Source organism: Photobacterium sp. GJ3, assembly GCF_018199995.1.
Taxonomy (GTDB): domain Bacteria; phylum Pseudomonadota; class Gammaproteobacteria; order Enterobacterales; family Vibrionaceae; genus Photobacterium.
In genome coordinates, this window is the sequence record NZ_CP073578.1 from 3079454 (window position 1) to 3104504 (window position 25051).

Below are 25051 nucleotides of genomic sequence, written 5' to 3' on the forward strand. Positions count from 1 at the left end.
CCCTTCCTTCAACTGCCTGGGATTTTCTCTCTTCAGGCTGGATCAGTCCCAGCCGTTATGCCGCTCGCGCTCGCCGCGCATCTCCCGGTCAAAAATTTCTTCCAGCTCTTTGCGTGCTTCCTTGGCCCGGGTCGCCAGATGCACATCCTCAGAATGCTGCGGTAACAAATCCCGTAATGCTGTCGTATCCAGTTTACGAAAGTGAGCTTCCGCACGTTTGGCTTTATACGGATGCATTCCCAGCGCAATCAGCGCCTGACGTCCCAGATCCAACGCTCCGGCAAAGGTCTCCCGGGAGAAGCGATCAACCCCGTGACTGAGCAACTGATGGGCTTCCACCCGGCTCCTGGCCCGCGCCAGAATTTTCAATCGCGGAAAATACTGCTGGCACAATGCCACCACCTGCATGACCTCTTCCGGGCTATCCGTACAGATAATAATGGCTTCTGCTTTCTCGGCGCCGGCCGCACGCAAAAGATCGAGCTGCGTTGCATCGCCATAATACACCTTATAGCCGAACTTACGCAGGAACTGGATCTGACCGGGATCCCGTTCCAGTATCGTCACCCGGATCTTATTGGCAAACAGCAATCGCCCGACCACCTGACCAAAGCGACCAAATCCAGTAATAATCACACGGGGCTCGCGGTCAATCACATCCGACGCAGGCTCATCCCCTGCTTCCGCTCTGAAGGTACGGATAAACCATTTCTCCTGCAGTCGCAATATCAGCGGTGTGGTCATCATGGAAAGACTCACCACCACCAGCAGGAAACCAGTCAGCTCAGCACTGAGCAGGCCTTCACTACGCGCTGCGGTAAAGAGAACAAAGGCAAATTCACCGCCCTGACTCAAAATCGCGGCCATCTGACTACGGGATTTGGCCTGAATGCCAAACAGCCGGGCCAGCAGGTACAGCAGTAATCCCTTCACGACCACCAGAGCCACCACCGCAGCCAGAATCTGGAGCGGGAATTTCAGCAGCAACCCCAGGTTGACGGCCATCCCGACCGAGATGAAAAATAGCCCCAGCAATAAACCTTTAAAAGGCTCGATGGCAATTTCAAGCTCATGCCGATACTCGCTTTCTGCCAGCAGCACACCCGCTAAAAAAGTGCCCAGTGCCATCGACAGCCCCAGCGTTTCCATCCCCAGCGCAATGCCAATAACCAAAAGCAATGCGGTCACGGTGAACAGTTCCCGCACCCCGGACATAACCACCCAGCGGAACAAAGGTCGCAGCAGAAAATGTCCACCGACCAGCAACACCACAATTCCGGCAATCATCGCACCCAAATCGAGCCAGCCGCCCCCTTCACTGCCAGCCAGTAAAGGGAGAAACGCCAGCATCGGAATGACCGCGATATCCTGAAACAACAGCACGGCAAATCCGGACTGCCCGGTATCGGAGCGGCCAATGCCCTGCTCTTCAATCACCCGCAGCGCAATGGCGGTTGACGACAACGCCAGCCCCATGCCAATCACCAGAGCAATCCGCCAGTCCAACGGACCAATCAGGGATTCACACAACAGCACGACGGAGGCTATCACCAGGCTGGTCAGCACCACCTGACTGCCGCCTAAGCCCAGAATCGGCTGCCGCATCTGCCAGAGCTTTCGGGGGTTCAGCTCCAGACCAATCAGAAACAGCAGCAGCACCACCCCGAATTCCGAAAAGTGCAGCACTTCATCCACATCATCAATCAGTCCCAGCCCCCAGGGACCAATCCCAATCCCGGCCAGCAGGTAGCCCAGTACCGATCCCAGTCCCAGCCGCTGCGCTACAGGAACAGCCACCACAGCGGCAGCCAGAAAAACCACACTGGCACTTAACACATCAGACGCCATGCTGAACCTCCTTGCTGACCTCACTCAAAGGATCCATCAGCCAGTCCCGGTACAGCTGCGCATGGTCACGTCGTTCCTGCGCCGGGATCCTTCTGGCCCAGTGCAGAACCAGTGGCGGCAACCAGTGCATCTGGCAGAGTTCTGCAGTTAATTCAAAGGGCTTGAGGATATCCGCCACGCTGCTGCGGTTGTAACCGTCCGGTGTATAAGCTTCGGCCGCACCGCCTGTGGTGATCACCGAGCGCCAGTACTTACCCTTGGTGGCCGTGCCGTCGCCATGCGCGAACCCTTTGCTGAGCACGACATCAATCCATTCCTTCAACAGTGCCGGACAGGAATACATATAAAGCGGATGCTGAAAGACCAGAATGTCGTGTTGCGTCAGCAAAGCGCGCTCAAACGACACATCAATAAAAAAATCAGGATATTTGCCATAGAGGTCATGAAAAGTGACATGTGGCAGATTTGCCACTGCGGACAGCATGGCTTTGTTGGCGACAGACGCATCCGGATCCGGGTGCGCATAAATCAGAAGAATACGTGGTGGGGCTTGTTCCATCGGCCTGATCCTCATGTCCCTGAGTCATCTGGTGAGCCTGACCGGGCTCGTTCAAGCATCATACCGAATTATTGCGGTCATGGGCGCATATTTCCTGAGATTCCCTTTTTACTGAGAATTCAATGGCAAAATTCGCATCGCACTACCCGGCAGTGCTGCACCTGTTCGCAGTTCAACGCAGTTTGTTATAGACTGCCGCCCCAGTAACCCATTTGTTGTGGAGCGGCTTCAGCCGGTAGTAACAGGCGATGATCACCTTTTCTGATATTCAATTACTGCGGGGCGGAAACATCCTGCTGGATCAAGCAACTGCAACCATTCACCCGGGCGATAAAGTCGGCCTGGTCGGTAAGAATGGCTGTGGTAAATCCACCTTATTTGCCCTGATCAAAGGCGAACTGAGTGTCGATGCCGGCCAGCATAGTGTGCCATCCCATTGGGAGCTGGCTTGGGTGGCTCAGGAAACACCGGCACTTGAACGACCGGCGCTGGAATATGTGATCGACGGCGATCGCGAATACCGCCAGCTGGAACAGTCATTGCTGGCTGCCGAGCAAGCCGACGACGGTAACAAAGTTGCCCTGCTGCACGACAAACTGGATGCCATTGGCGGATACAGTATTAAAGCCCGGGCTGCTGAGCTGCTGGATGGTCTGGGGTTCTCTCAGGAACAGATGAACTGGAATCTGACCCAGTTTTCCGGTGGCTGGCGGATGCGACTCAACCTGGCGCAGGCGCTGCTGTGCCGCTCTGATCTGCTCCTGCTCGATGAACCGACCAACCACCTGGATTTGGATGCCGTGCTGTGGCTGGAAAAATGGTTACAGAACTATCGTGGCACGCTGGTTCTGATTTCCCACGACCGTGATTTCCTCGATCCGGTCGTCGGACGCATTATCCATGTTGAAAATCAGCACCTGAATGAATACACCGGGAACTACTCGTCGTTTGAAAATCAGCGCGCCGAGAAACTGATCCTGCAACAGTCGATGTACCAGAAGCAGCAGAAGCAGATGGCACACATGCAGTCCTATATCGACCGTTTCCGCTATAAAGCCAGCAAGGCCCGTCAGGCACAGAGCCGGATTAAGGCGCTGGAGCGGATGGAGAAAGTGCTGCCAGCGCAGTTTGATAACCCGTTCAGTTTTGAATTCCGTGAGCCCGATTCGCTGCCCAATCCGATTATCATGATGGATCAGGTCGCGGCGGGATACGGTGACGTCCAGATTCTCGATAAGATTCGCCTGAATCTGGTGCCGGGCAGCCGCATTGGTCTGCTGGGCCGTAACGGAGCCGGTAAATCAACGCTGATCAAACTGCTGTCGGGCGAACTGTCGCCTCAGGCAGGTGATCTCACCTACTCACAGGGCGTCAAAATTGGCTATTTCGCGCAGCATCAGCTGGAAACCCTAAGACTGGACGAAACGCCGCTGCAACACATGAACCGTCTGGCGCCGGAAGCAACAGAGCAGCAGTTGCGTGATTACCTCGGCAGCTTCGGTTTCAAAGGCGACAAAGCACTGGATTTGGTGGGCCCGTTTTCCGGCGGAGAAAAAGCCCGGCTGGTGCTGGCGCTGATTGTCTGGCAGCGGCCCAACCTGCTGCTGCTCGATGAACCGACCAACCACCTGGATCTCGATATGCGTCAGGCATTGACGCTGGCACTGCAGTCCTTCGAAGGTGCCATGGTCATTGTCAGCCACGATCGGTATCTGCTGCGGGTCACAACGGACGACCTGTATCTGGTGCATGATCGCAAGGCTGAACCCTTTGATGGCGATCTGAACGATTACCACAAATGGCTGACGGAACAACAGCGCAATGAGCGCCGTGAACAGCAGGCAGCAAAACCAGAATCAGCCAGCAAAGACAACAGCGCCGCCTCCCGCAAGGAGCAAAAGCGCCTGGAAGCTGAGTTCCGTAAACAAACGGCCCCTCTGCGAAAGCAAATCGACAAGCTTGATGCGCGGATGGAAGCACTTGGCAAAGCACTGGCTCAGGCCGAAGCGGCATTGTCAGACAGCTCGATTTACGAAGCCGACAACAAAGCCCGGCTGAATCAGGCCCTGCAGGAACAAAGCCAGGCAAAAAGTGAGCTGGAAGACGTAGAGATGACCTGGATGGAACTTCAGGAACAATTAGAAAGCATGGAGCAGGAATTCAATGCCAACGTCTGATCATCGAACAAAACAAAGCTTTCAGGCCGATCAATTCTGGCGCTTCTGCCTGCAGCATTATAGTCAGGCTGGCGTGAGTGACGCCTGTCTTGCGCTGCAGGACAGGTTTGCCGGAAACGTCAATCTGGCACTCTTGCTCCACTGGCTCGACACTCAGCAGTTTGCTTTGTCGACTACGGAAATGCGTCAGCTGGAGCAGACCCTGTCGGCGACCGATACGCAGTTGTCAGCCTACCGCCGTCTACGACGAGCGCTGAAACCTCAGTTGGATGCGGCCGGTTATCAGCAGATGCTGGATTTTGAACTCCTGCTGGAACAAAGCCAGCAGGAGGATCTGATCCAGTGTCTGAATCAGCAGACTCAGCAAGCACGGGCCGCCCTGCCCCCGCCTGCCGATAATCTGGGCCAGTACTGTGTTCGACTGGCTGCTGCCAGCCTGACTGATGCAATTCGCGGCACTGACGCAGCCTGACCCGCAGTTCAAGGCTGACTTACCAGATCATCACCACACACCCGGCAGTCAGACCGCCCATCGCCAGATTGAAGATTCGCCGGGCTTTTGCCTGATTCAGCCAGCGCCCCACCAGCGTCCCGAATCCGGCCCAAATCGAGACACAGGGAAATCCCACCACAAAAAATATCCCAGCGACCGCGAGCGCGGACAACCAGTACCCCTCACCACTGAAGGTAAATGTGCTGACTGCCGTCACCGACATCATCCAGGCTTTGGGATTGACATACTGGAACAGCGCCGCTGACAAAAACGACATCGGCTGACGCTCTTCGGCGTCCAGCTGCAACCGTCCTCCTGAAGCCGCAATTTTCCAGGCCAGATACAGCAGATAAGCACTGCCCACCCAGCGCAGCACTTCATGCAATACAGGATAACGGATAAACAACACCCCTAACCCGGCTGCCACCAGCAAAATCATACTGACCACTCCAAACCCAATCCCAAAAATGTGCGGCAAGGTACGCCAGTAGCCAAAGTTCACGCCGGAAGCCGTAACCATCAGGTTATTCGGACCAGGTGTTCCGGTCATGGTAGCGGCAAACGCCACAAGTGAGATCAGAAAATGCCACTCCAGGATCATGAGTTACTCCGTTTGTTATTGTGATTGTATCGGTACAATTTAAAATTTAGCTTGCATTAGACCAGACAATCCGGTCAAATCGCAGCCTATCAGGCGTTATTTTTCGGATCAAAGGATTTATTGTCACCATGACAATCGACACAATTGTGCAGGCATTTCACAGTCGGTATGAAGATGGGCTGCCGATATACCGCCGCCTTGCAGAAGCCATCACCCAGCTCATAGAAGCGGGCGAACTCGCGTCCGGTACCAAACTGCCAACTCACAGAGCGCTGGCCGATGCACTGGCGGTCACCGTCGGAACCATTACCCGTGCGTATGCTGAAGCGGAGCGGCGTGGTGTCGTCGAAGCCAGAGTGGGCGCAGGCACTTATGTCTGTTCGCACCAGCGCCCCAGTTGGGTGTTCAGCTATCCGGATCAGACCCCGGATGAGTACAATTTTGGCTACAATATTCCACCATCCCTTGATCGGTCACATGAACTGGCTGAAGCCATGCAGTCGCTGTCGCAGAGGCCTGAACAACTGAATCACCTGATGTTATATCAGGATCCCCAAGGGCTGGCCGGACACCGCAGTGTCGTCTGTCGCTGGCTGCAAGCATACGGCGTCTCACTTGACCCGGATCGGCTTTACTTTACGTCCGGAGCACAACATGCCATTCAACTGGTCCTGTCTGCATTCTGTCGCAGCGGCGATACCCTGCTGACCGAGCAAGTCTCCTATCCCGGATTTCTGGGACTGGCCCGGCAGATGCAACTGAGTGTCAAAGGGGTCGAGATTGATGAGGAAGGCCTGATCCCGGACAGTCTGGAAATCGCATGCAGGCAATACCAGCCCCGGATGCTGTACTGCACTCCGACACTGCAGAATCCGACGGCCGCTGTGATGAGTGAAACACGCCGTAAAGCAATTATTGACGTCTGTCGCAGGCATCAGGTGCTGATCATTGAAGATGATGTCAACGGATTACTGCCGGAAAAAGCACCTGCGCCTCTGGTGAACCACGACAGCGAACAGGTCATTCATTTTGGCAGTCTGTCGAAGTGTCTGGCTCCTGGTCTGCGGCTCGGATACATTCAGTTACCAACACGGCTTCAGGCGCATTTCAACACGGCCCTGCATCATCACTGCCTGATGATCAGTCCGCTGCTCAGTGCGCTGGCGTGTGAACTCATCGATACGGGCACCGCAGATCGTATGCTGCAGAAAATCCGGGCCGACATGCAGCTGAGAAATCAGCGGGTGACGCAATATCTGTCGGCATATCAGTACCACAATCACCCGCAAGGTTTTCACACCTGGCTGACGCTGCCGGATCACTGGCGGCTCAGTGATTTTGTTGCGGCTGCCGAAGCCCGGGCTGTCATTGTCAAATCAGCGGAGCTCTTCACCCCGCCCGGCGGAACCATCTCTCAGGCTGTCCGGCTGGCCGTCAGCGCTCCGCAAAGCCATGATACACTTGAACAGGGCCTGAGCTTGCTTGCTGAACTGCTGGCACAGGATCCGTTTCCGGACTTCCCGCTCTGATGTTGGAGAACCAGATGAATCTTTTTGAGCCTGCAGCCGGTCTGCGCAACGCCCACCTCCAGACGATTCTGCCCCGCATCATGCGACGGGAGATCCTGTTCCGTCCGGTCACCGAACGGCTGATGACGCCGGATGATGATTTTCTTGATCTGGCCTGGACTGCCGATCCGGCCCGTCACCCCAGCGGGCAACCCGTGATGATTCTGTTCCATGGTCTGGAAGGCAGCTTACACAGCCCTTATGCCCACAGCCTGCTCTTTGCCGCAAAAACACAGGGCTGGCTGGGCGTGATCATGCACTTCCGAGGGTGCAGCGGTGAAATCAACCGCCAGGCCCGCAGTTATCATTCGGGTGAAACCAGTGATGCGGCTTTCTTTATCCGCCATGTGCGTGAGCGATTTCCCGGCCATCCCTTGCTGGCCGTCGGTGTCTCTCTGGGCGGGAACATGCTGGTGAACTATCTGGCTGAAACCGGTGCACAATCCGAACTCACTGCCGCGCAGGTCATTTCGCCCCCGTTGGATCTCGCCGCCTGTTCGGCCCGGATCGAACAGGGTTTTTCTCGGGTGTATCAGCGCTATCTGCTGGGCTCAATGAAAAGAAACATACTGAAGAAAATCGCCACACTGCCTGATACGCTGCCCTTTCAGCCCGCCCAAATCAGCGGGATTCGCTCTCTGAGGCAGTTCGATGATACCGTCACCGCCCCGCTGCACGGCTTTTCCAATGCAGCCGATTATTACCATCGCTGCAGCGGACTGGGCAAACTGGCGCGGGTGGAAACGCCCCTGCGGATTATCCATGCAGCGGATGATCCCTTCATGACCGAGGCCGTGATCCCGACAGCGCCCTTACCAGCACATATCGACTATCACCTGACTCAATACGGCGGCCATGTCGGCTTTATCAGTGGCAGCTGGCGAGCCCCTGTGTTCTGGCTGGATCACACGGTCCCGGCCTGGTTTCAGACCCGGCTCAATCCCTAAGCGTAAAAAAACGCCTGAGCACAGACTCAGGCGTTTTCCGATCAGCGGGCTCGACTCGCAATGATTTAACCAATTTTTCCGGTATCAATCAGTTGCTGGATCAGCGGCCGCATAATCAGCTCCATCGCGAAGCTCATCTTACCGCCCGGCACCACCAGCGTATTATGACGGGACATAAATGAGCCCTGAATCATCGCCAGCAAATAGGGGAAATCCACATTCTTGATGCCGCGAAAGCGGATCACCACAAAGCTCTCATCCAGACTGGGAATGGCTTTCGCACTGACCGGGTTCGAGGTATCCACCGTCGGTACACGCTGAAAGTTAATATGGGTACGGGAGAACTGCGGGGTAATGTAGTTCAGGTAATCGTCCATCGACCGGACAATTGATTCCATCACCGCTTCTCTGGAGTGGCCCCGATCGCGCGTATCCCGCACAATCTTCTGGATCCATTCCAGGTTAACAATGGGCACCATGCCAATCAGCAGATCCACATGCTGGGCGACATTCACATCCCCATCGACGACGCCACCGTGGAGCCCTTCGTAAAACAGCAGATCTGTGTTTTCCGGCAAATCCTGCCAGGGCGTGAATGTCCCCGGCATCTGATTGTAGGGAACGGCCTCATCAAAGGTATGCAGATAGCGGCGGAATTTGCCGCTGCCATCTTCACCATACTGACGAAAAAAGTTTTCCAGTAACGCAAAGTCATTGGCCTGACCGCCAAAGTAACTGATATGGCGACCCTGCTCTTTCGCTTTGCGGATTTCCACATCCATTTCCGGGCGGGTAAAACGATGGAAACTATCCCCTTCCAGCCAGGCCGCATGAATGTTCAACATATTGAACATCTTGCGAAAGGCTTCAGAAGTGGTGGACGTCCCTGCACCGGAAGAACCTGTTACTGCAATAATCGGGTGTTTTGCAGACATGACATACCTTGTCGTTTATCCAAACGGAACAGTTATTAACAGGGCAATTGAAAGCCGTCAAGTTTCAAGGGCCTGTCTTCCGACGCCAGCTTCCGTTTTCTGACGCCAGTTTCAGTTTCACGCATTTATTCTGTATGCAGTGTCCGACGCAGCTTGATATCCACGGTTTCGTGTAATTCAGAGTACATAATGACTGCCTCGCCACAGGCCAGTTGCTGCCGGACCCGGTTCACTTTCTGCTCAAGACTCAGCTCACGCTCACCGTAATCCGTTCCTTCCCGCAGCACAAAATGCTCAATCAGATGGGTCAGGGTGTCCGGGTCGATCTCTTGCCAGGGAATTATCATACAACTTACCTGATATTCACCGTTCGCGGCATTTAAGCCGCGACAATTTCATAAGAATGGGTCAATGCCACGCCTTTGCCCAGCATCAGGCAGACAGAGCAGTATTTTTCCAGCGACTCTCCCACAGCTTTCGCCACCGCCGCTTCGTCCAGATCATGACCCGTGACCACAAAGTGCAGGTTTGCAGATGTGAAATAACGCGGCGCCTGCTCGCGGCGGACTGAACTGATCTGCGCTTCACAGGCCGTAATCGCCTGTCCGGCAGTTTTCAGGCCGTCGACCACATCGACAGAACTGCAGCCACCTGCAGCCATCAGGACCAGTTCCATTGGACTGGGTGCGGTGCTGCCGCCGTTCCCGTCCATCACCACACTGTGACCTGAGTTTGACTGTCCAATGAAAGTCAAACCTTCTACCCATTTAACACGTGATTGCATGCAATACTCCTTACATCAAAAAACCGGATTTAATCACTAAGTCACAACGGTGTGATCATGTGCACAGTAAAGTGTCCAAAATGTTCATTTATCCCCGCGCAATATCAAGCAAAGCGTGACGAAAAAAGTTAAACTCATGGTCTGAATGTTCACATGCGCTTGCAGCCCAGCCGTTGACTGAATATGCTAGTTGGCAAACAATCGTATTGTTCTACCCAACCCCAATTCAAGGAATGACGCCGTTGGGCAACACACTGCAGAGGAAGTAAGTAATATGGTTCCAGGTAAACCGCAAACAGATCCAACTTTGGAGTGGTTCCTTTCTCACTGCCACATTCATAAGTACCCTTCAAAGAGTACACTGATCCATGCTGGCGAGAAAGCAGAGACCCTCTACTACATCGTAAAAGGCTCCGTGGCCGTTCTGATCAAGGATGAAGAAGGCAAGGAAATGATCCTGTCCTACCTGAATCAGGGCGACTTCATCGGTGAACTGGGCCTGTTTGAAGAAGGCCAGGAGCGTACTGCCTGGGTTCGTGCGAAAACCCCTTGTGAAGTAGCAGAAATTTCCTTCAAAAAATTCCGTCAGCTGATTCAGGTCAACCCGGATATCCTGATGCGTCTTTCTGCGCAGATGGCACGTCGTCTGCAAGTCACCAGCCAGAAAGTTGGCGACCTGGCTTTCCTGGACGTCACAGGCCGTATCGCTCAGACGCTGCTGAACCTGGCAAAACAGCCAGATGCGATGACTCACCCGGACGGTATGCAAATCAAAATCACCCGTCAGGAAATTGGTCAGATTGTTGGCTGTTCCCGCGAAACCGTTGGCCGCATCCTGAAGATGCTGGAAGAGCAGAACCTGATTTCTGCCCACGGTAAAACCATTGTTGTTTACGGGACTCGCTGAACCAATGGGGCTGCAGCCCCTGAAGTAATGCAACCAGTGTGAGTACTCAAAAAGCCGCCATTGCGGCTTTTTTTGTGCCTGTCAGTCGTCCCCCGGAAGCTCTCTCCACGTTGCATCCGGATTCTCTAGGCATATCACATTATTGCAGTTGCCTTCCTTTGCTGCCTTGCTACATTTGGCATATCAGACCGATGTGGATGCGACGAGATGGATATCGAACGTTTTGCCCCGAATGCACAGCACAGCCAACTGCCTCCCCGCCCAATGATTACCATGGGCCGCTTCCTTGCTTCCTCCGTAGAAATGACCGGCTTTCAGTCGCCCCGCCAACTGCTGGAGCAAGAGGCTGATGTGCGCCCGGCCGATCTTTCAGCACGAGAAGATGACTGGATGCTGCCTCTGGATCGCCAGCACTGAACATCCGTTTCTGTTCTGTCGCAGCTAAAAAAACAGCGGCCCTGAGGCCGCTGTTTTCTTTATCAAGAATCCGTTACATATTCGTACTTTCGAAGATCTTGTCTGCCGATGCTTCCACAAAGCCAGGGTAAAGCACTCCGTCTGCCTGCGGATAACGCTTGGCAAACTCATAGAAGCCACCCGGGATGGTGCGGACACCGTCCGTAAAAGCAACATCAACACGGTCGGCCATGGTCGAGGACTGCTCCAGCATGACTTCCGGGTTTCCTTTCACTTCACCACCAGAGGTGTTGATGCTGAAGCCATTGTGGCGCAGCAGGCTGTTCACCGCTGAGACTTCAGTAAACTGCTCCAGCTGATTCACACTCACGGTGAAATGGTTGGCACCATAGCCATGTGCTGCAACCCAGCCAGCGTACTCGCTCTCTTCCGCTAGTTTCTCGTAGGTTGCAAAATCCAGCTCCCACAAACGACCGCCGTAGAGGAAACTGCCGTTATCCATCGCACCCTGAGGAATTTGCTTCACCAGACTGCGCACGGTATTTTGCAGATCCGCAGAGCACTGACCCACCAGCAGCTCACTGATAAACACTTTCGGTGCAGCCGGATTCGGATGCTCAAAATGTTCAGCGTACAGCTTTTTCTTTTCGAAATGGTAAGTCCCACATGGCTTGTAACCAATCGCAATAAAAGGTGCAGCCAGCACATCCAGACTCACACCCGGCAGATTAAGCGTCCGCAAAGCGATATGATCGTTGAGCAGCGGAGCATCCTCTGTCAACAGATCATGTACCTGTGCAGCCGACGGGCAAAGACGGTTTGTGAAGTCTTGCCACAGGGCATCAAACAATTTTTCCACTCTTTCCATGATGCGGTTCCCTCGAAAATACGGGTAAGCAAATTATAGTTGGATTCCCGGAGACAGCTGAGCAGGCAGTTCGGTTGCCTCTCCTTCCATAGAAGCCATCGGATACGCGCAGTAGTCTGCCGCGTAGTAAGCACTTGGACGCAAGTTGCCGGACGCACCCGGACCACCAAACGGCGCATCACCGCTCGCACCCGTCAGCTGACGGTTGCGGTTCACAACACCGGCGCGGATATGATCGATGAAATACTGCCACTCGCTGTCGTCGTTCGAGACCAGACCTGCAGACAAGCCGTAACGGGTGTTGTTTGCCATCTCAACCGCCTGGGTCAGATCCGTATAGCGTGCCACCTGCAGCAGCGGACCGAAGTACTCTTCATCCGGCAGTTCTGCAATCTGGCTGACTTCGATGATACCCGGTGTCACGATCGCACCCTGACCCCGTTCCGCTTTCAGCAGTGACACACCGCCCATCTCCGTCAGACGCGTCTGCGCTGCGATGATGTTGTCTGCGGCCACCACAGAAATCTGCGGGCCCATAAATGGCTGTGGTTCTGCAAACGGGCCATCCACATGAATGGCTTTGGCAGCTTCAACCAGCGCGGCAATCAGCGCATCCCCTTCCGCACCTTCAGGCACGTACAGACGGCGGGCGCAGGTACAACGCTGACCGGCACTGATAAAGGCAGACTGAATAATGGTGTAAACCGTCGCTTTCAGATCGCCGTAATCTTTTGAGATCACCATCGGGTTGTTGCCGCCCATCTCCAGCGCCAGCATCTTGCCTGGCTGACCAGCAAACTGACGGTGCAGGATGTGACCTGTGTTGGCACTACCGGTAAACAGCAGACCATCAATGCCATTCGACTGAGCCAGCGCTTCACCGGTCGCACGAGCGCCCTGAACCAGGTTAATCACGCCCGCAGGCAGACCAGCCTGCTCCCAGAGTTTGATGGTTTCTTCTGCCACTTTCGGCGTCAGATCCGAAGGCTTGAAGACCACGGTATTGCCCGCCAGCAAAGCCGGAACAATATGGCCATTGGGCAAGTGACCCGGGAAGTTGTAAGGGCCGAAAACCGCCATGACACCCAGTGGACGGTGACGCAGCACCGCTTTGGTGCCCGACACATCTTTTTCGCGTTCGCCGGTACGCTCATTGTAAGCACGCAGAGAAATCGCAATTTTACCGACCATGGCACCCGCTTCAGTCCGGGTTTCCCACAAAGGCTTCCCGGTTTCTTCTGCAATCGTGCGAGCAATATGTTCGCTGTTGTCTTTCACCAGGGCAGCAAAACGCTCTACAACTGCCTGACGCTCCGCCAGACTGGTTTTACGCCAGTTGATCAGTGCTTCCCGGGCGCTGGCAACTGCCTGCTCCACCTGCTCGGCGGTCGCGCTTTTGCCTTCCCAGATCACTTCACCACTGAATGGGTTGAGCGATTGCATCGCATCACCCTGACCGGCTTGCCAGTTACCTGCAATCCATTGTGTCATCTTGTATTCCACCCTAGTTATTGGGCAATCAGGCGAACCTGATCCCCGTTTTTCACTTCTAATACCTGAGCCATTTCCGGAGAAATGATGGCCAGATTTCGCTCACCATCCAACGCGGCTTTGCCAACCGTCGCACGGAAATCTGCAAAGCGGGTATTGCTGATGATGTAGTCATGAGAGCTGTGGTGTTCACCAATTTCAACCGTGCAGCGCTTCGACGCCCGCACAGATTCAATATGGCGAACATCACATTCAACCGTTGGGCCAGCGTCAAAGAGATCCACATAGCCGCGATTGACAAAACCTTCCGCTTCCAGCAGCTTCAGTGCCGGACGGGTGTTGTCGTGGACCTGACCGATCACCGCCTGCGCTTCTTTGCTCAGCAGGTTGACGTAGATCGGCAGCTTTGGCATCAGATCGGCAATAAATTCTTTGCGGCCAATCCCGGTCAGATAGTCGGCTTCCGTAAACTCAATGGAGAAGAAGTGCTCTTTGAGCCACTCCCAGAACGGTGAGTTGCCGTTGTCGTCAGATACACCCCGCATTTCAGCGATCACAGTGTCTGCGAAACGATGGCGATGTTCTGCCAGCATGAGGAAACGGCACTTGGACAGTAAACGTCCATTGAGGCCCTGACGCCATTGCGGGCGCAGGAACAAGGTGCACAGCTCACTCACACCCGTGTAATCATTACCAAACGTCAGTACTTTCAGCACTTTGTGCACATCCAGATGATGTGAATTGTGGACCAGCGTGCTGAGGTGATAAGTATAGAAAGGATTGTCCAGACCAACGGCCGCTTCCAGGGCTGTGGTTCCGGCAATTTCACCTGTCTCTGTGTCTTCCGCCACCATGAGGTAGCCTTCCGGGCCAGGTACAGTGACGTCTTTATGAAAGCTGTCAACGGAATGAGCAATCCGGTTACTCAGGATCTCTTCATTCACGGGCAGTGATGTAAAACCGTGGCCTGATTCTTCGGCGCACGTCATCAGTGCAGGTAAATCAGCTTTTTGAATCGGACGTATAACCAGCATCGAACTCCCTCCTGATGCAGGTAGCAACACAGGTTGCTAACTCTGAATATCTAGTTTTCTTGCTCTTCTAACAACGACCCCGGGAACAGGCCCGGGGCAGTCAAGACGGGACCAGCATCCGACCGGCCCCTCATTGTTTTTATTGGTTGTACAGCTTGGCGATTGCACGCTCCAGACGCGCCATGCCTTCTTCGACATCCGATTTTTCAATCACCAGCGACGGTGTGAAACGAACGACGTTTGCGCCAGCAACCAGGACCATCAGACCTTCTTCGCCCGCAGCCAGCAGTACATCACGCGCACGGCCCTGCCATGCTTCGTTCAGTGCCGCACCCAGCAGCAGGCCTTTACCGCGCACTTCTGCAAAAATCGGGTACTGTGCATTGATTTTCTCAATGCCTTCACGGAACCACTGCTCACGCTCTTTCACGCCAGCCAGCACTTCAGGTTTTGCCACTTCGTCGACCACGGCTTCTGCAACGGCACAGGCCAGCGGGTTACCACCGTAAGTTGAGCCATGCGTGCCGATCTTCAGGTGCTGTGCCAGCTCAGTCGTTGTCAGCATGGCACCAATCGGGAAACCACCACCCAGAGATTTCGCGGTGCTCAGGATATCCGGCGTCACGCCCAGCCCCTGATATGCGTAGAACTCACCGGTACGACCGTTACCCGTTTGAACTTCATCGAAAACCAGCAGTGCATTGTGCTTGTCACACAGTTCACGTACGCCCTGGATGAATTCTTTCGTTGGAGAAACAATCCCGCCTTCACCCTGCAGTGGCTCCATCATGACCGCACAGGTGCGATCAGAGATGTGCGCTGCCAGCGCTTCCAGATCGTTGTACGGCAAGTGGGTCACTGCCTGAGGTTTTGGACCGAAGCCATCGGAATAAGCCGCCTGGCCACCCACGGTGACGGTAAAGAAAGTACGACCGTGGAAACCTTGTTTAAAGGCGATGATTTCATCTTTTTCCGGGCCAAATTTGTCAGCAGCATAACGACGGGCCAGTTTCAGTGCCGCTTCGTTGGCTTCCGCGCCAGAGTTTGCGAAGAATACTTTCTCAGCAAAACAGACTTCAGTCAGTTTCTTCGCCAGACGCAGTGCAGGCTCGTTGGTCATCACGTTACTCAGGTGCCAGATTTTGTCTGCCTGATCTTTCAGGGCGGACACCATGACTGGATGGCAATGACCCAAGCAGCTCACCGCGATACCACCGGCGAAATCGATGTACTCACGGTCATCCTGGTCCCACACACGGGCACCTTTCCCTTTCACCGGGATGATTTGCATTGGGGAGTAACAAGGCACCATGACCTCATCAAAGGTTTGACGTCCTACTTTTTGTTCCGTCGCCATCATACTTTCCTTCTGTGTATATCGCTTTGCGCATAGTATTTACATAATTTTAACCGATTCCAATAGCAGAAAATGTTTTTTACAGACCTGTAACCTTCACGGTTTTCTGCTCCGGTTACATATTTATGCGCGATGAAGGAAAAGTTATTAAGACAGTTTTCAGGGAAGGTGTTTTTCCCTGTAGGAATGAATGCCCCTGTTCAGGATTTGGTCAACTGCATAAGCTTGCGGCGGGTAACGGATAAAAATAATTCAGTTAATGTTGAGAAAAGTGACGTTGATCGCGCTTGTGAGACAGTGAAAAACCGCCAAAAACAGGCATTAGCCAAACTAATCGGACATTAGCGAGGCCCCATCTGACAGGGCCTGCGCGTAAATTCAGGCTGTCGTTACAGCGCGTTTCAGGAAGTTAGCCAGCAACTGATGGCCCTGCTCAGTGAGAATACTTTCCGGATGAAACTGGACCCCTTCCAGCGGTAGGGTTTTGTGGGCAATTCCCATAATTTCGTCGCGTTCGCCGTCTCGTTCGGTCCAGGCGGTAATTTCAAAACAATCCGGCAAAGTATCCGGCTGGACCACCAGTGAATGATACCGAGTGACAGTGAGTGGATTGTTCAGACCAGAGAAAACACTGCGGTTGGTGTGGATCACGGGAGACGTTTTGCCATGCATGACCTGGCGGGCACGCACCACTTTGGCCCCGAAAACCTGCGCAATCGACTGATGGCCGAGGCAGACACCCAGAATCGGCAGCTTACCGGCAAAATGTTCGATGGCAGCCAGAGAGATCCCGGCATCATCCGGCGTACAGGGGCCAGGCGAAATCACCAGGTGGGTCGGCGACAAGGCTTCGATGCCGTCAATATCAATGTCATCATGACGCACGACTTTGACCTCTGCGCCCAGTTCACAGAAATACTGGTAAAGATTATAGGTAAAAGAGTCGTAGTTATCGATGATTAACAGCATAAAATGTCCCTGCCCTGCGTGAAACGGCGCCCTATTTTGCAACAGAGAGGGAGAAAGGCAAGCAGGATCGCGCCCGGCTTGCCTTTATCTCATCAGAAACGACTGAGATTAATGTTTCATTCGGCAGCTTACACCGTTATACACCGCCTTCAGACGCCCGTTCAGTTTCAGCGGTGTGTAAGAACATGGGACTTCAAATACGCCGTAGGCCAGCAAACTCAGGCTCACCGAGTCGCCCGCATGAATACCCACATGATTCAGAAAACGATTGTCTTCACGGTAGTGGCGTTTCTGCCCCGGCATCAGCCAGAACTGCGTGCTGTCCCAGTACCAGCGATTGAATACCGGATACACTGGATGCAGACTTTTATTTTTGAAGGTCAGGTGGAAACCCGCGTTCCCCGGCTGTGGGTATTTCAGGCTGACAATCACAGGATCATGGTCCGATGCGGAATAAGGCCCCTGTGACTTCGCCAGATCACCGCTGTAACGATCTGAATACTCAAACAGCGTACTTTCGACAGAGTTGATGTGCCACTCTTCAACCCCGGCCACTTTCCCGGCCAGCGATGCATTGGCCAATACGTGGTCCAGACTGCCCAGCTCTCCGTCATAGCTGTAGGAGTATGCCAGTGCGTCATGACCCTCAGCAGCCAGATTCACCAGACCCAGGCCCGGTCCGGCCTCAATGCCGGTTTCATGCAGGACTTTCCCGGCCACGGAGGTTCCGGAAGCAGAGACAATTTTCCGCGAGGCTGTTGCTGGCGCGTAGTCTGTCAGCACTCGGATCGGATCTTCTTTGGCGTAAGCGTTCATATCGCCCAGCACCAGTAAGTCGCCATCCACATGTTTCAGCGCATCCGACAGCACCATAGCCGCCGAGACACGGAAAGCATTACAGTGGCCCTGCAAATCCGCCGGATCGGTTTCATACTCACCGCTGATCCAGTCTTCGTAGCAACCTGAGCCTTTTGATTTCAGATGGTTCACCACCACCGTCAGCGGTTTGGCATCTTCGATCCCTTTCACGGTAAAAGACTGCATCAGGCTGTCGCGCTGGAAGACTTCCAGATCTTTTGACTCACCCTGCGGGTTGGTCCCGGTCAGTTGCTGATGAGGCATTCGGATCACCTGTGCAGCCTGAGCTGGTTCTGCTTTCGCCGGGCGATAAATCAACGCCACGGTAATGGCGTCTGTGCCCAGGAATTTGCCCTGATACAGATCAGCCTGGTCAATGGTGATATAGCTGTAGTGGTCCGCCGGATCATTGAAGGCTTCATTGAGTGTGGACACCAGGTTTGCCAGCGCGCTGTCTTCAGCAAAACCATTGTTTTCCATTTCCATGATGCCCACGATATCCGCATCCATGGCCGCCAGCGCATTGACAATCTTCGTGCGCTGCAACTGAAAATCTGCCTCAGTTTTCGCCCCGCGGTTGCAGCCTTTCGCCGCATCTGCATCGGCCTGATCTTTACATCTGGCATTCAGCGGACCGCCGATATCGCTGTCACTGGTGAAGAAGTTCAGGACATTAAAACTTGCGACTTTCAGTTGAGCATCCGGCACCACCTGAGGCGCGACCGTCCGGTCACTGGTGTGAATGAAGTCAGCCGCTGAAACCGTATTAGTCGGGATCAGGCGATATTCGCCATAGCTATAGCCAATTACCCCTTCGAGGTTCACGACTGTATCGCCAACGCGAATATAACCCTGTTCAGCATCCAGCCCGGGGAAATACGGGATCACCCCATCCGGAGCTTTGGCATCGGTATCAATATACAGCTGGTTTTTGTCGTTCGCCGCAGCCAGCGCTTTGGCGGCTTCACTGCCTGCCACATGCAACTGTGTCGGTTTCACCAGCGGAGCCTCGTGCGACAGCACCATGTTGTTACGGTAGGAGTCGTAATCAAAGCCAAAGTTACGGGTCACTTTCAGGTTACTGTCCTCGTTCAGACGCACACGCATGCCTTCATAGCGTTCCATCGCATCGGCCAGCTGCTCTCCGTCTTCCAGTTCAATGGCAACCGGAGCCGGCACCGCGCCTGAGGATCCAATTTGCACTTTGCCTTGTTCTGCCACCAGTTGGGTCAGATCGTAATGCTCTTTCACTTTGGCTTGCAGGCAAACGGTCATGCCCGGCTGGACATCTGGCGCGACTTTACCGCCGGTATAAACAAAAATACCGTCCGAGGTTGCAGGATTCTCATCCCCTTCTGCGTCCTGTAAGAAAAAGCCTTTATACAGGCTCTGGGTGGATGCCGTAACGACACCACGAACGAAATACGCTTCATCGCTGGTGTACTTACCTTCCGGGATCATCGGGCTTTTCAGTCCGTCGCCCTGAATGTCATAGATTGGGGTCAGCGTTTGCGCGTCACAGCTAAAAGTGTCCGCCAGCGCGTGAACAGGCAAAAAGCCCATGGCAGCGACGAATGGCAAAAGTTGGGTTCGAAGCATTGTCTGCAATCCTTTACATTTATTGATAGGTATATCTAAAAAGTCATGCATTATTTAGCAGAGATACATCTCATGAATGTGACAAAGGTTACAAATAAGTCGGTTACGCACTAAAACGCTTCGTTTTGGTGATCTTGCTCCAAAAAGAAACCCCATAAAATTGTGCACGACGGGCATAAAAAAAGCAGAAGACAATGCCTTCTGCTTACAGTTGTTCGCTGAGTGTGAGCTGAGCGTTAAGGGCGGCTCACAAAACCAACGGCTTCGTACACTTTTTTCAGCACTTCTGCGGCGCGGGCAGATGCTTTTTCTGCCCCCGTCTTCATGACCTGATCCAGCAGTGCGCGATCGTTGCGGTATTCATGGTAACGGGCCTGCAGCGGCTCCAGCATGGCAACCACAGCTTCTGCGGTATCTTTTTTCAGATGGCCATACATTTTGTCGCTGTATTCCGCTTCAATATCGGTCAGAGGCTTGCCCGTCACACCCGACAGAATGCCCATCAGGTTAGACACACCCGGCTTGTTTTCAATGTCAAAAACTACACGTGGTGGCTCTTCAGAGTCAGTCACCGCACGCTTGATCTTCTTGGTGATGACTTTCGGGTCTTCCAGCAGACCAATCACATTGTTACGGTTATCGTCCGACTTGGACATTTTCTTCAGCGGATCCTGCAGGCTCATGACGCGCGCTCCCACCGGCGGGATGTAAGGTTCCGGCACGACAAAGGTATCGCCATACAGATTGTTGAACCGGATTGCGATGTCACGCGCCAACTCCAGGTGCTGTTTCTGATCGTTCCCAACCGGCACCTGATGTGCGCCATACAGCAGAATGTCTGCCGCCATCAGCACCGGATATGAGAACAAGCCAGCGTTGATGTTTTCTGAGTGACGCTGAGATTTGTCTTTGAACTGCGTCATCCGGTTCAGTTCACCCATCTGAGTGTAACAGTTCAGAACCCACGCCAGCTGCGCATGCTCCGGTGCATGAGACTGAACAAACAACGTGCTCTTTTCCGGGCTGACACCCACGGCCAGACATAGAGCCAGCGCATCCAGCGTGGCTTCACGCAGAGCAGCCGGATCCTGACGCACGGTAATCGCATGCAGGTCAACCACACAGTAATGGCAGTTGTAATCATCCTGCATTTGTTCCCACTGACGCAGCGCACCCATGTAGTTACCAATACTTAACTCACCGGAAGGCTGTACGCCACTAAATACAATGGGTTTACTCATGATGGGATATTCCTGTTTTTCCTAAACTTCTCCGGTAACACCTGTCACCGGACAAAACGATAAGACAATAAATGAATGGACTCGACCGGATCAGCTCAGTGTCACCACATCCAGCAATTGGCTGAACTGAGTCAGCACCCGATCCGGGTTGCTGTCACTGATTGGCTGGCCGTAGTTATAGCCGTAAGTCAGGCCGACAACATAGCATGAGGCTGCCTGTGCTGCCAGAACATCATTCCGGGAGTCGCCAACCATCAACATCTCTTTGCAACTCACGCAATGTTTTTCCATCAGCCAGTGCAGTGCGTAGGGATCCGGTTTCTTTTTCGGGAAAGTATCGCCACCAATCACATCGGTAAAATAATGATCGATACCGTACTCTGCCAGAATATGCGGCACGAACTGAAACGGCTTGTTCGTCACGATAGCCATCGGCATCCCCGCCTGATGCAGCGCTTCCAGCGTTTCTTTCACACCCGGATACAAGATCGTTTTCTGATGCCCGCCTTCCTGATAAAAGCGGTTGAACATCGCGAGCGCCTGCTGATGCAAAGCCGGGTCCAGCTCAGGGTCTAAATCTATACTCTGGCTCAGCGCACGGCCAATCAGAATTTCGGCACCGTTACCGATCCAGGTTTGGACCTGAGCTTCTGTGACGCCCGGCAGGCCCAGTGCCTGCATGGTTTTATCTGCGGCATCTGCCAGATCAGGCACGCTGTCGAGCAGCGTACCGTCGAGATCGAATGCAATCAGCTTGATGTTGTTCATTTTCATCCGCGATTCACCTTCGCCAGCTCGGCACGCATTTCATCGATCACGGCTTGATAGTCCGGTTCGCCGAAAATGGCCGAACCTGCGACAAACATGTCGGCACCGGCTTCTGCGATCTCACGAATATTCTCGACCTTGACCCCACCGTCGATTTCGAGGCGTATCGCCCGACCAGACGCTTCAATTCGTTCGCGTACCTGGCGCAGTTTTTCCAGCGTATGCGGAATGAAAGACTGGCCGCCGAATCCCGGGTTCACCGACATCAGCAAAATCATGTCCAGCTTATCCATCACATGATCCAGATAATGCAGGGGCGTGCCCGGATTAAAGACCACACCGGCCTGACAGCCGTGGTCTTTGATCAACTGCAGGCTGCGATCCAAATGCTCTGTCGCTTCGGCATGAATGGTGATCATCGTGGCACCCGCTTTAGCAAAATCCGGAATAATCCGGTCGACAGGTTTCACCATCAGATGAACGTCAATCGGCGCGGTAATGCCGTAATCACGCAACGCTTTACAGATCGGCGCGCCAAACGTGAGATTCGGGACGTAATGGTTATCCATCACGTCAAAGTGAATCACATCGGCGCCCGCTGCCAGCACTTTTTCAACGTCTTCACCCAGGCGGGCAAAGTCAGCAGACAGAATGGAAGGGGCGATCAGAAAATCCGTCATGTTCAGCCTCTGTACTCAATTGGTTTCCCCGGACTTCACCGAGGCGGATATGAGGCAAAATTCTACCCGATCTGAACCGGGATGTCTTAGGCTCTGTGGCGCTTTCACCATTGATTTTTGCCGGGATAAAAACGCAGAGACGGCTATGCTATAAGAAATGAAGTTCAGGCGCTGGTTTCACAAACAGGGAAAAGTCCATGACCAAGTCCTCCCCACGCAAAAAGAGCAATGTCTTTCGCAGTGTCGCTGCTGCCATGTTTGGTGTGCAGTCCGATCGGAACCGGCAACAGGATTTCAGCCAGCCCAGCGCCCTGCCGTTCATTCTGGCAGGGGTGGTTTTCATCGTGGTGTTTGTGATGATTCTGGTTGGGATCAGTCAGCTGGCGGCGGGCTGAAAAGCGCCAGGAGTTCGTTGACTTTATTACGGCCGCTGCCGTTGCGGCTGATGGTTCGTTTGACCTTCACCACCGACAAGTCCGCTCCGTGATATAAACGCCGGGTCAGTGTGGTGTCATGATTCGAAATCAACACCGGGATCCCACGTTGTGTTGCCGTGTTTTCAGCCACATCTGCCAACGCGGCCTGATCGTCGAGACTGAAACCGTTCCCGGCATAAGAGGTAAAGTTTGCTGTGGTTGAAAGCGGCGCATACGGCGGATCGCAATAGACCACACTGCCCTTGCGAGCCCGGGAAAATGTCTGATGATAGCCTTCGCAGATAAAGGTGGCTTTCTTCGCCTTTTCGGAAAAGAAAATCATCTCTTTTTCAGGGAAATACGGTTTCTTATACGACCCAAAAGGCACATTGAATCCACCTTTTTTGTTATAGCGGCACAGGCCGTTAAAGCCGTGGCGGTTCATATACAGAAAATACAGCGAACGCTGATAAGGATCCTGAGTCTGATTGAAAGCTTCCCGAATGGCCAGGTAAGCGCCTTTTTGATTGTATTCCGGCGTAAAAAACGCCTGCGCGTCTTGAATGTAACGCTCAGGTTCATGTTTCAGCACGTTATACAGATTGATCAGATCCGGGTTGATATCGGCCAGCAGATAATCTTCATAATCCGTGTTGAGAAACACGGAACCCGCTCCGACAAAAGGTTCAACCAGTTTACGCGCAGGGGGCAGATGTCGTCTGATATCTTCGACCAGAGAGAACTTACCTCCGGCCCATTTCAGAAAGGCACGCTGCTTTTTCATTTGGTTAACCTACCACCCATAGCGACTGTTTTTGCAAAGGTGGCGGATTGTAACCTATTTCTCACCTGACCCCTACTGCTAGAGCGCATTTATCGCCCTTGTCTGTTGAATTCCTGCTGCGGATTCAGTCCGGATTACTGTGACCGGTCGATTTCACGATGAATCTGCGTATAAGACTTCACCCAGGGCTGAACAGCCTGCACTTTATCCGGCAATTGCGACTGTGCCTGACGGGCTGCTGCCACCGTGGCAAAATCGCCGGTGACAACAATGTACCAGCGTACACCCTGACGTTGTGTCTGATACACCTGGGCGATCTCCTGAATGCCGTATTCGGTCAGGAAACTACGGGTCGCTTCCAGAGAATGCATCGCGGCCAGTTGCAGCGCATAATGTCGGCTGTTCACCGCTTTCAGCGTTTCTTTATCTGCCTGCATCGCAGCCTGCAACGCGGCAAAAGGTGCAACAGGTTCAGTCTCCGCCTGCGTTTGTGTAGGCGCAGGGGTTTCCGTCACTTGCGGCGCGGTGTCGGATTCAGCTTGTGCTTCCGGCGGCGCATTTATCACATCCTGAATGGCGGCATTCAGCGCTGCACTGCCTGCCACCGCCTGTTCACCGGAGCCCCCGGTTTCCTGTTCGGTGATCATGGCATCGACGAGATCAGACGGCACCACAACCCGCTTACCGGTATCGCCGGAGCGGCCTACCGTCAGCCCTTCAAATTTGACCGGCGGCGGCAAGGTGTCTGCGCTCTCGGTATCCTGCGGCAGACCGTCTGACACTTCGGTCTCGGACGCATCCAAGACTGAAGGAGCCGCCTCGTCCACCACAAGAGTCGTGTCTGCAGTGGCTTGCGGCAGTTGCGTCTCAGATTCGGCCAACGCCTCATCAAGGGCGACAGGTGCCGGTTCATCCGTCTCCGGCTCGCGTTGCTGCGCAGCGTCCTGCCCTGAGGGAAAATACCAGAACACGCCCGCTGCAACCACCAGTGCCAGTAAAACAGCCAGCAATGATAAAGGAGAAAAAGTACGTGACGAGGATGAAGCCATATTTTCGACCTCCGTGCGATTGAGTGCAGTCAGAGCACCCGGTGTCGGGGGAACCTGTTCAGCCTGCGCTTTGAGTGTCCGCCGCTGATTGGCATCCAGTGAATGACTGGAAAGCACCAGCTCAAGAAATGTCTGAACTTCCGGTTCGGACAACGGGGGAATTTCCAGCTCCAGTGGCGCCTGCCCCTGCCCATGGGAAACCTGACGTAATGCTTTGGTTAACCGACCTGTCTGACTAAAGAGTAGTACATTGACCTGCCAGTCTGCAGCCGACTGTGCCTTGGTGACCAATGCCCAGAGCTCCCCGATTAACGCCGGGCTCAACATCTGGGCGTCATCGATCACCAGCAATAACTCAACCGGCTTCCCTTCAAGCAACCGCTCCAGCGATTGCTGCAAGGGATCGGTATCGTTAAACACCGCATTGGGGATCAACTGATTGAGCAAGATAGAGCGATGCTGATTGTCTTGCTGTGCCGGGTGGCACATCAGCAGCGCTTGTCGGGCCTGACTGCCATCGGCATCGGCCCATTGTTCAAGATATCGTTGGGCCAGCCAGGTTTTACCGGCCCCTTCATCGCCGCTGATTTGGATCAAATGGGAGCCAAAACGGGTCAGAAACTGTACCCGGGAGAGGAGATGGATCTGGCTGTCCAGATCCAGAGACGTCAAAGAAGCGGCTATCGTCATGCAATATTACA

General features: G+C 53.9%; 24 protein-coding genes. 7 read left to right on the top strand and 17 right to left on the bottom strand.

Features of this window, described 5'->3' with window-relative positions; translation table 11 throughout:
- Nucleotides 1-42: 42 nt before the first annotated feature.
- Together kefB and kefG are read right to left on the bottom strand one after the other, a co-directional pair.
- The gene (kefB, locus tag KDD30_RS14310; protein ID WP_211646430.1) at nucleotides 43-1848 is read right to left on the bottom strand and encodes a glutathione-regulated potassium-efflux system protein KefB; all 1806 of its coding nucleotides are present in this window, start codon (nucleotides 1846-1848) and stop codon (nucleotides 43-45) included.
- Nucleotides 1838-2407 (bottom strand): glutathione-regulated potassium-efflux system ancillary protein KefG, encoded by a 570-nt coding sequence (kefG, locus tag KDD30_RS14315; protein ID WP_211646431.1) that lies wholly within the window; start codon nucleotides 2405-2407, stop codon nucleotides 1838-1840. The genes kefB and kefG overlap by 11 nt, the downstream gene beginning before the upstream one ends.
- A 248-nt stretch (nucleotides 2408-2655) precedes the next feature.
- On the opposite strand from kefG, the gene KDD30_RS14320 reads away from it, so the two are divergent.
- Nucleotides 2656-4584, top strand: coding sequence for an ABC transporter ATP-binding protein (locus tag KDD30_RS14320; protein ID WP_211646432.1), 1929 nt, complete (start codon nucleotides 2656-2658; stop codon nucleotides 4582-4584).
- Nucleotides 4571-5056, top strand: a complete 486-nt coding sequence (locus KDD30_RS14325; protein ID WP_211646433.1) for a TIGR02444 family protein — start codon at nucleotides 4571-4573, stop codon at nucleotides 5054-5056. Before KDD30_RS14320 ends, KDD30_RS14325 begins: the two co-directional genes overlap by 14 nt.
- A gap of 19 nt (nucleotides 5057-5075) precedes the next feature.
- Here the strand turns inward: KDD30_RS14325 and KDD30_RS14330 are convergent, their stop codons facing one another.
- Nucleotides 5076-5678 carry a LysE family translocator gene (locus KDD30_RS14330; RefSeq protein ID WP_211646434.1) on the bottom strand — a complete coding sequence of 201 codons (603 nt, stop codon included), beginning with the start codon at nucleotides 5676-5678 and terminating at the stop codon, nucleotides 5076-5078.
- A gap of 128 nt (nucleotides 5679-5806) precedes the next feature.
- Between KDD30_RS14330 and KDD30_RS14335 the strand changes: the two genes are divergently transcribed.
- Complete coding sequence (locus KDD30_RS14335) at nucleotides 5807-7207, top strand: PLP-dependent aminotransferase family protein (protein WP_211646435.1); 1401 nt, start codon at nucleotides 5807-5809, stop codon at nucleotides 7205-7207.
- Nucleotides 7208-7221: 14 nt separating this feature from the next.
- On the top strand, nucleotides 7222-8193 hold the full coding sequence (locus KDD30_RS14340) for a hydrolase (protein WP_211646436.1): 972 nt from the start codon (nucleotides 7222-7224) through the stop codon (nucleotides 8191-8193).
- A 65-nt stretch (nucleotides 8194-8258) separates the two neighbouring features.
- On the opposite strand, the gene KDD30_RS14345 is transcribed toward KDD30_RS14340, so the two are convergent.
- The 3 genes from KDD30_RS14345 to KDD30_RS14355 form a co-directional block, all read right to left on the bottom strand.
- Complete coding sequence (locus tag KDD30_RS14345) at nucleotides 8259-9128, bottom strand: phosphoribulokinase (protein ID WP_211646437.1); 870 nt, start codon at nucleotides 9126-9128, stop codon at nucleotides 8259-8261.
- 125 nt (nucleotides 9129-9253) lie between these two features.
- Nucleotides 9254-9475: a YheU family protein gene (locus KDD30_RS14350; RefSeq protein WP_211646438.1), complete on the bottom strand. Its 222-nt coding sequence runs from the start codon at nucleotides 9473-9475 to the stop codon at nucleotides 9254-9256.
- 32 nt (nucleotides 9476-9507) lie between these two features.
- The gene (locus KDD30_RS14355; RefSeq protein WP_211646439.1) at nucleotides 9508-9912 is read right to left on the bottom strand and encodes an OsmC family protein; all 405 of its coding nucleotides are present in this window, start codon (nucleotides 9910-9912) and stop codon (nucleotides 9508-9510) included.
- Between the two features lie 274 nt (nucleotides 9913-10186).
- On the opposite strand from KDD30_RS14355, the gene crp reads away from it, so the two are divergent.
- Together crp and KDD30_RS14365 are read left to right on the top strand one after the other, a co-directional pair.
- Nucleotides 10187-10819 carry a cAMP-activated global transcriptional regulator CRP gene (crp, locus tag KDD30_RS14360; RefSeq protein ID WP_027250650.1) on the top strand — a complete coding sequence of 211 codons (633 nt, stop codon included), beginning with the start codon at nucleotides 10187-10189 and terminating at the stop codon, nucleotides 10817-10819.
- A gap of 207 nt (nucleotides 10820-11026) precedes the next feature.
- Nucleotides 11027-11236 (top strand): hypothetical protein, encoded by a 210-nt coding sequence (locus KDD30_RS14365; RefSeq protein WP_211646440.1) that lies wholly within the window; start codon nucleotides 11027-11029, stop codon nucleotides 11234-11236.
- A 73-nt stretch (nucleotides 11237-11309) separates the two neighbouring features.
- Here KDD30_RS14365 and KDD30_RS14370 read toward each other — a convergent pair whose 3' ends face one another.
- From KDD30_RS14370 to rpe, 9 genes are all read right to left on the bottom strand, one after another.
- The gene (locus KDD30_RS14370) at nucleotides 11310-12104 is read right to left on the bottom strand and encodes a DUF1338 domain-containing protein (RefSeq protein ID WP_211646441.1); all 795 of its coding nucleotides are present in this window, start codon (nucleotides 12102-12104) and stop codon (nucleotides 11310-11312) included.
- A gap of 33 nt (nucleotides 12105-12137) precedes the next feature.
- Nucleotides 12138-13595, bottom strand: a complete 1458-nt coding sequence (astD, locus tag KDD30_RS14375) for a succinylglutamate-semialdehyde dehydrogenase (RefSeq protein WP_211646442.1) — start codon at nucleotides 13593-13595, stop codon at nucleotides 12138-12140.
- A 17-nt stretch (nucleotides 13596-13612) separates the two neighbouring features.
- Nucleotides 13613-14629, bottom strand: a complete 1017-nt coding sequence (astA, locus tag KDD30_RS14380) for an arginine N-succinyltransferase (RefSeq protein ID WP_211646443.1) — start codon at nucleotides 14627-14629, stop codon at nucleotides 13613-13615.
- Nucleotides 14630-14768: 139 nt separating this feature from the next.
- On the bottom strand, nucleotides 14769-15986 hold the full coding sequence (locus tag KDD30_RS14385) for an aspartate aminotransferase family protein (protein ID WP_211646444.1): 1218 nt from the start codon (nucleotides 15984-15986) through the stop codon (nucleotides 14769-14771).
- 378 nt (nucleotides 15987-16364) lie between these two features.
- Nucleotides 16365-16955 (bottom strand): aminodeoxychorismate/anthranilate synthase component II, encoded by a 591-nt coding sequence (locus tag KDD30_RS14390; protein WP_211646445.1) that lies wholly within the window; start codon nucleotides 16953-16955, stop codon nucleotides 16365-16367.
- A gap of 108 nt (nucleotides 16956-17063) precedes the next feature.
- The gene (locus KDD30_RS14395; protein WP_211646446.1) at nucleotides 17064-19412 is read right to left on the bottom strand and encodes an ExeM/NucH family extracellular endonuclease; all 2349 of its coding nucleotides are present in this window, start codon (nucleotides 19410-19412) and stop codon (nucleotides 17064-17066) included.
- A gap of 236 nt (nucleotides 19413-19648) precedes the next feature.
- Complete coding sequence (trpS, locus tag KDD30_RS14400) at nucleotides 19649-20653, bottom strand: tryptophan--tRNA ligase (RefSeq protein ID WP_211646447.1); 1005 nt, start codon at nucleotides 20651-20653, stop codon at nucleotides 19649-19651.
- 90 nt (nucleotides 20654-20743) lie between these two features.
- Nucleotides 20744-21427 carry a phosphoglycolate phosphatase gene (locus KDD30_RS14405; protein ID WP_371826048.1) on the bottom strand — a complete coding sequence of 228 codons (684 nt, stop codon included), beginning with the start codon at nucleotides 21425-21427 and terminating at the stop codon, nucleotides 20744-20746.
- Entirely contained in the window at nucleotides 21424-22101 is a 678-nt protein-coding gene (gene rpe / locus KDD30_RS14410) for a ribulose-phosphate 3-epimerase (protein WP_211646448.1), read from the bottom strand. The genes KDD30_RS14405 and rpe overlap by 4 nt, the downstream gene beginning before the upstream one ends.
- 197 nt (nucleotides 22102-22298) lie before the next feature.
- On the opposite strand from rpe, the gene KDD30_RS14415 reads away from it, so the two are divergent.
- Nucleotides 22299-22496: a DUF2970 domain-containing protein gene (locus tag KDD30_RS14415; protein ID WP_211646449.1), complete on the top strand. Its 198-nt coding sequence runs from the start codon at nucleotides 22299-22301 to the stop codon at nucleotides 22494-22496.
- Here KDD30_RS14415 and KDD30_RS14420 read toward each other — a convergent pair.
- Together KDD30_RS14420 and KDD30_RS14425 are read right to left on the bottom strand one after the other, a co-directional pair.
- Complete coding sequence (locus KDD30_RS14420) at nucleotides 22474-23301, bottom strand: Dam family site-specific DNA-(adenine-N6)-methyltransferase (protein ID WP_211646450.1); 828 nt, start codon at nucleotides 23299-23301, stop codon at nucleotides 22474-22476. The two genes, KDD30_RS14415 and KDD30_RS14420, sit on opposite strands and share 23 nt — an antisense overlap.
- A 134-nt stretch (nucleotides 23302-23435) precedes the next feature.
- A complete protein-coding gene (locus KDD30_RS14425) occupies nucleotides 23436-25040 on the bottom strand; it encodes an AAA family ATPase (protein ID WP_211646451.1) in 1605 nt (534 codons plus the stop codon).
- Nucleotides 25041-25051 lie beyond the last annotated feature (11 nt).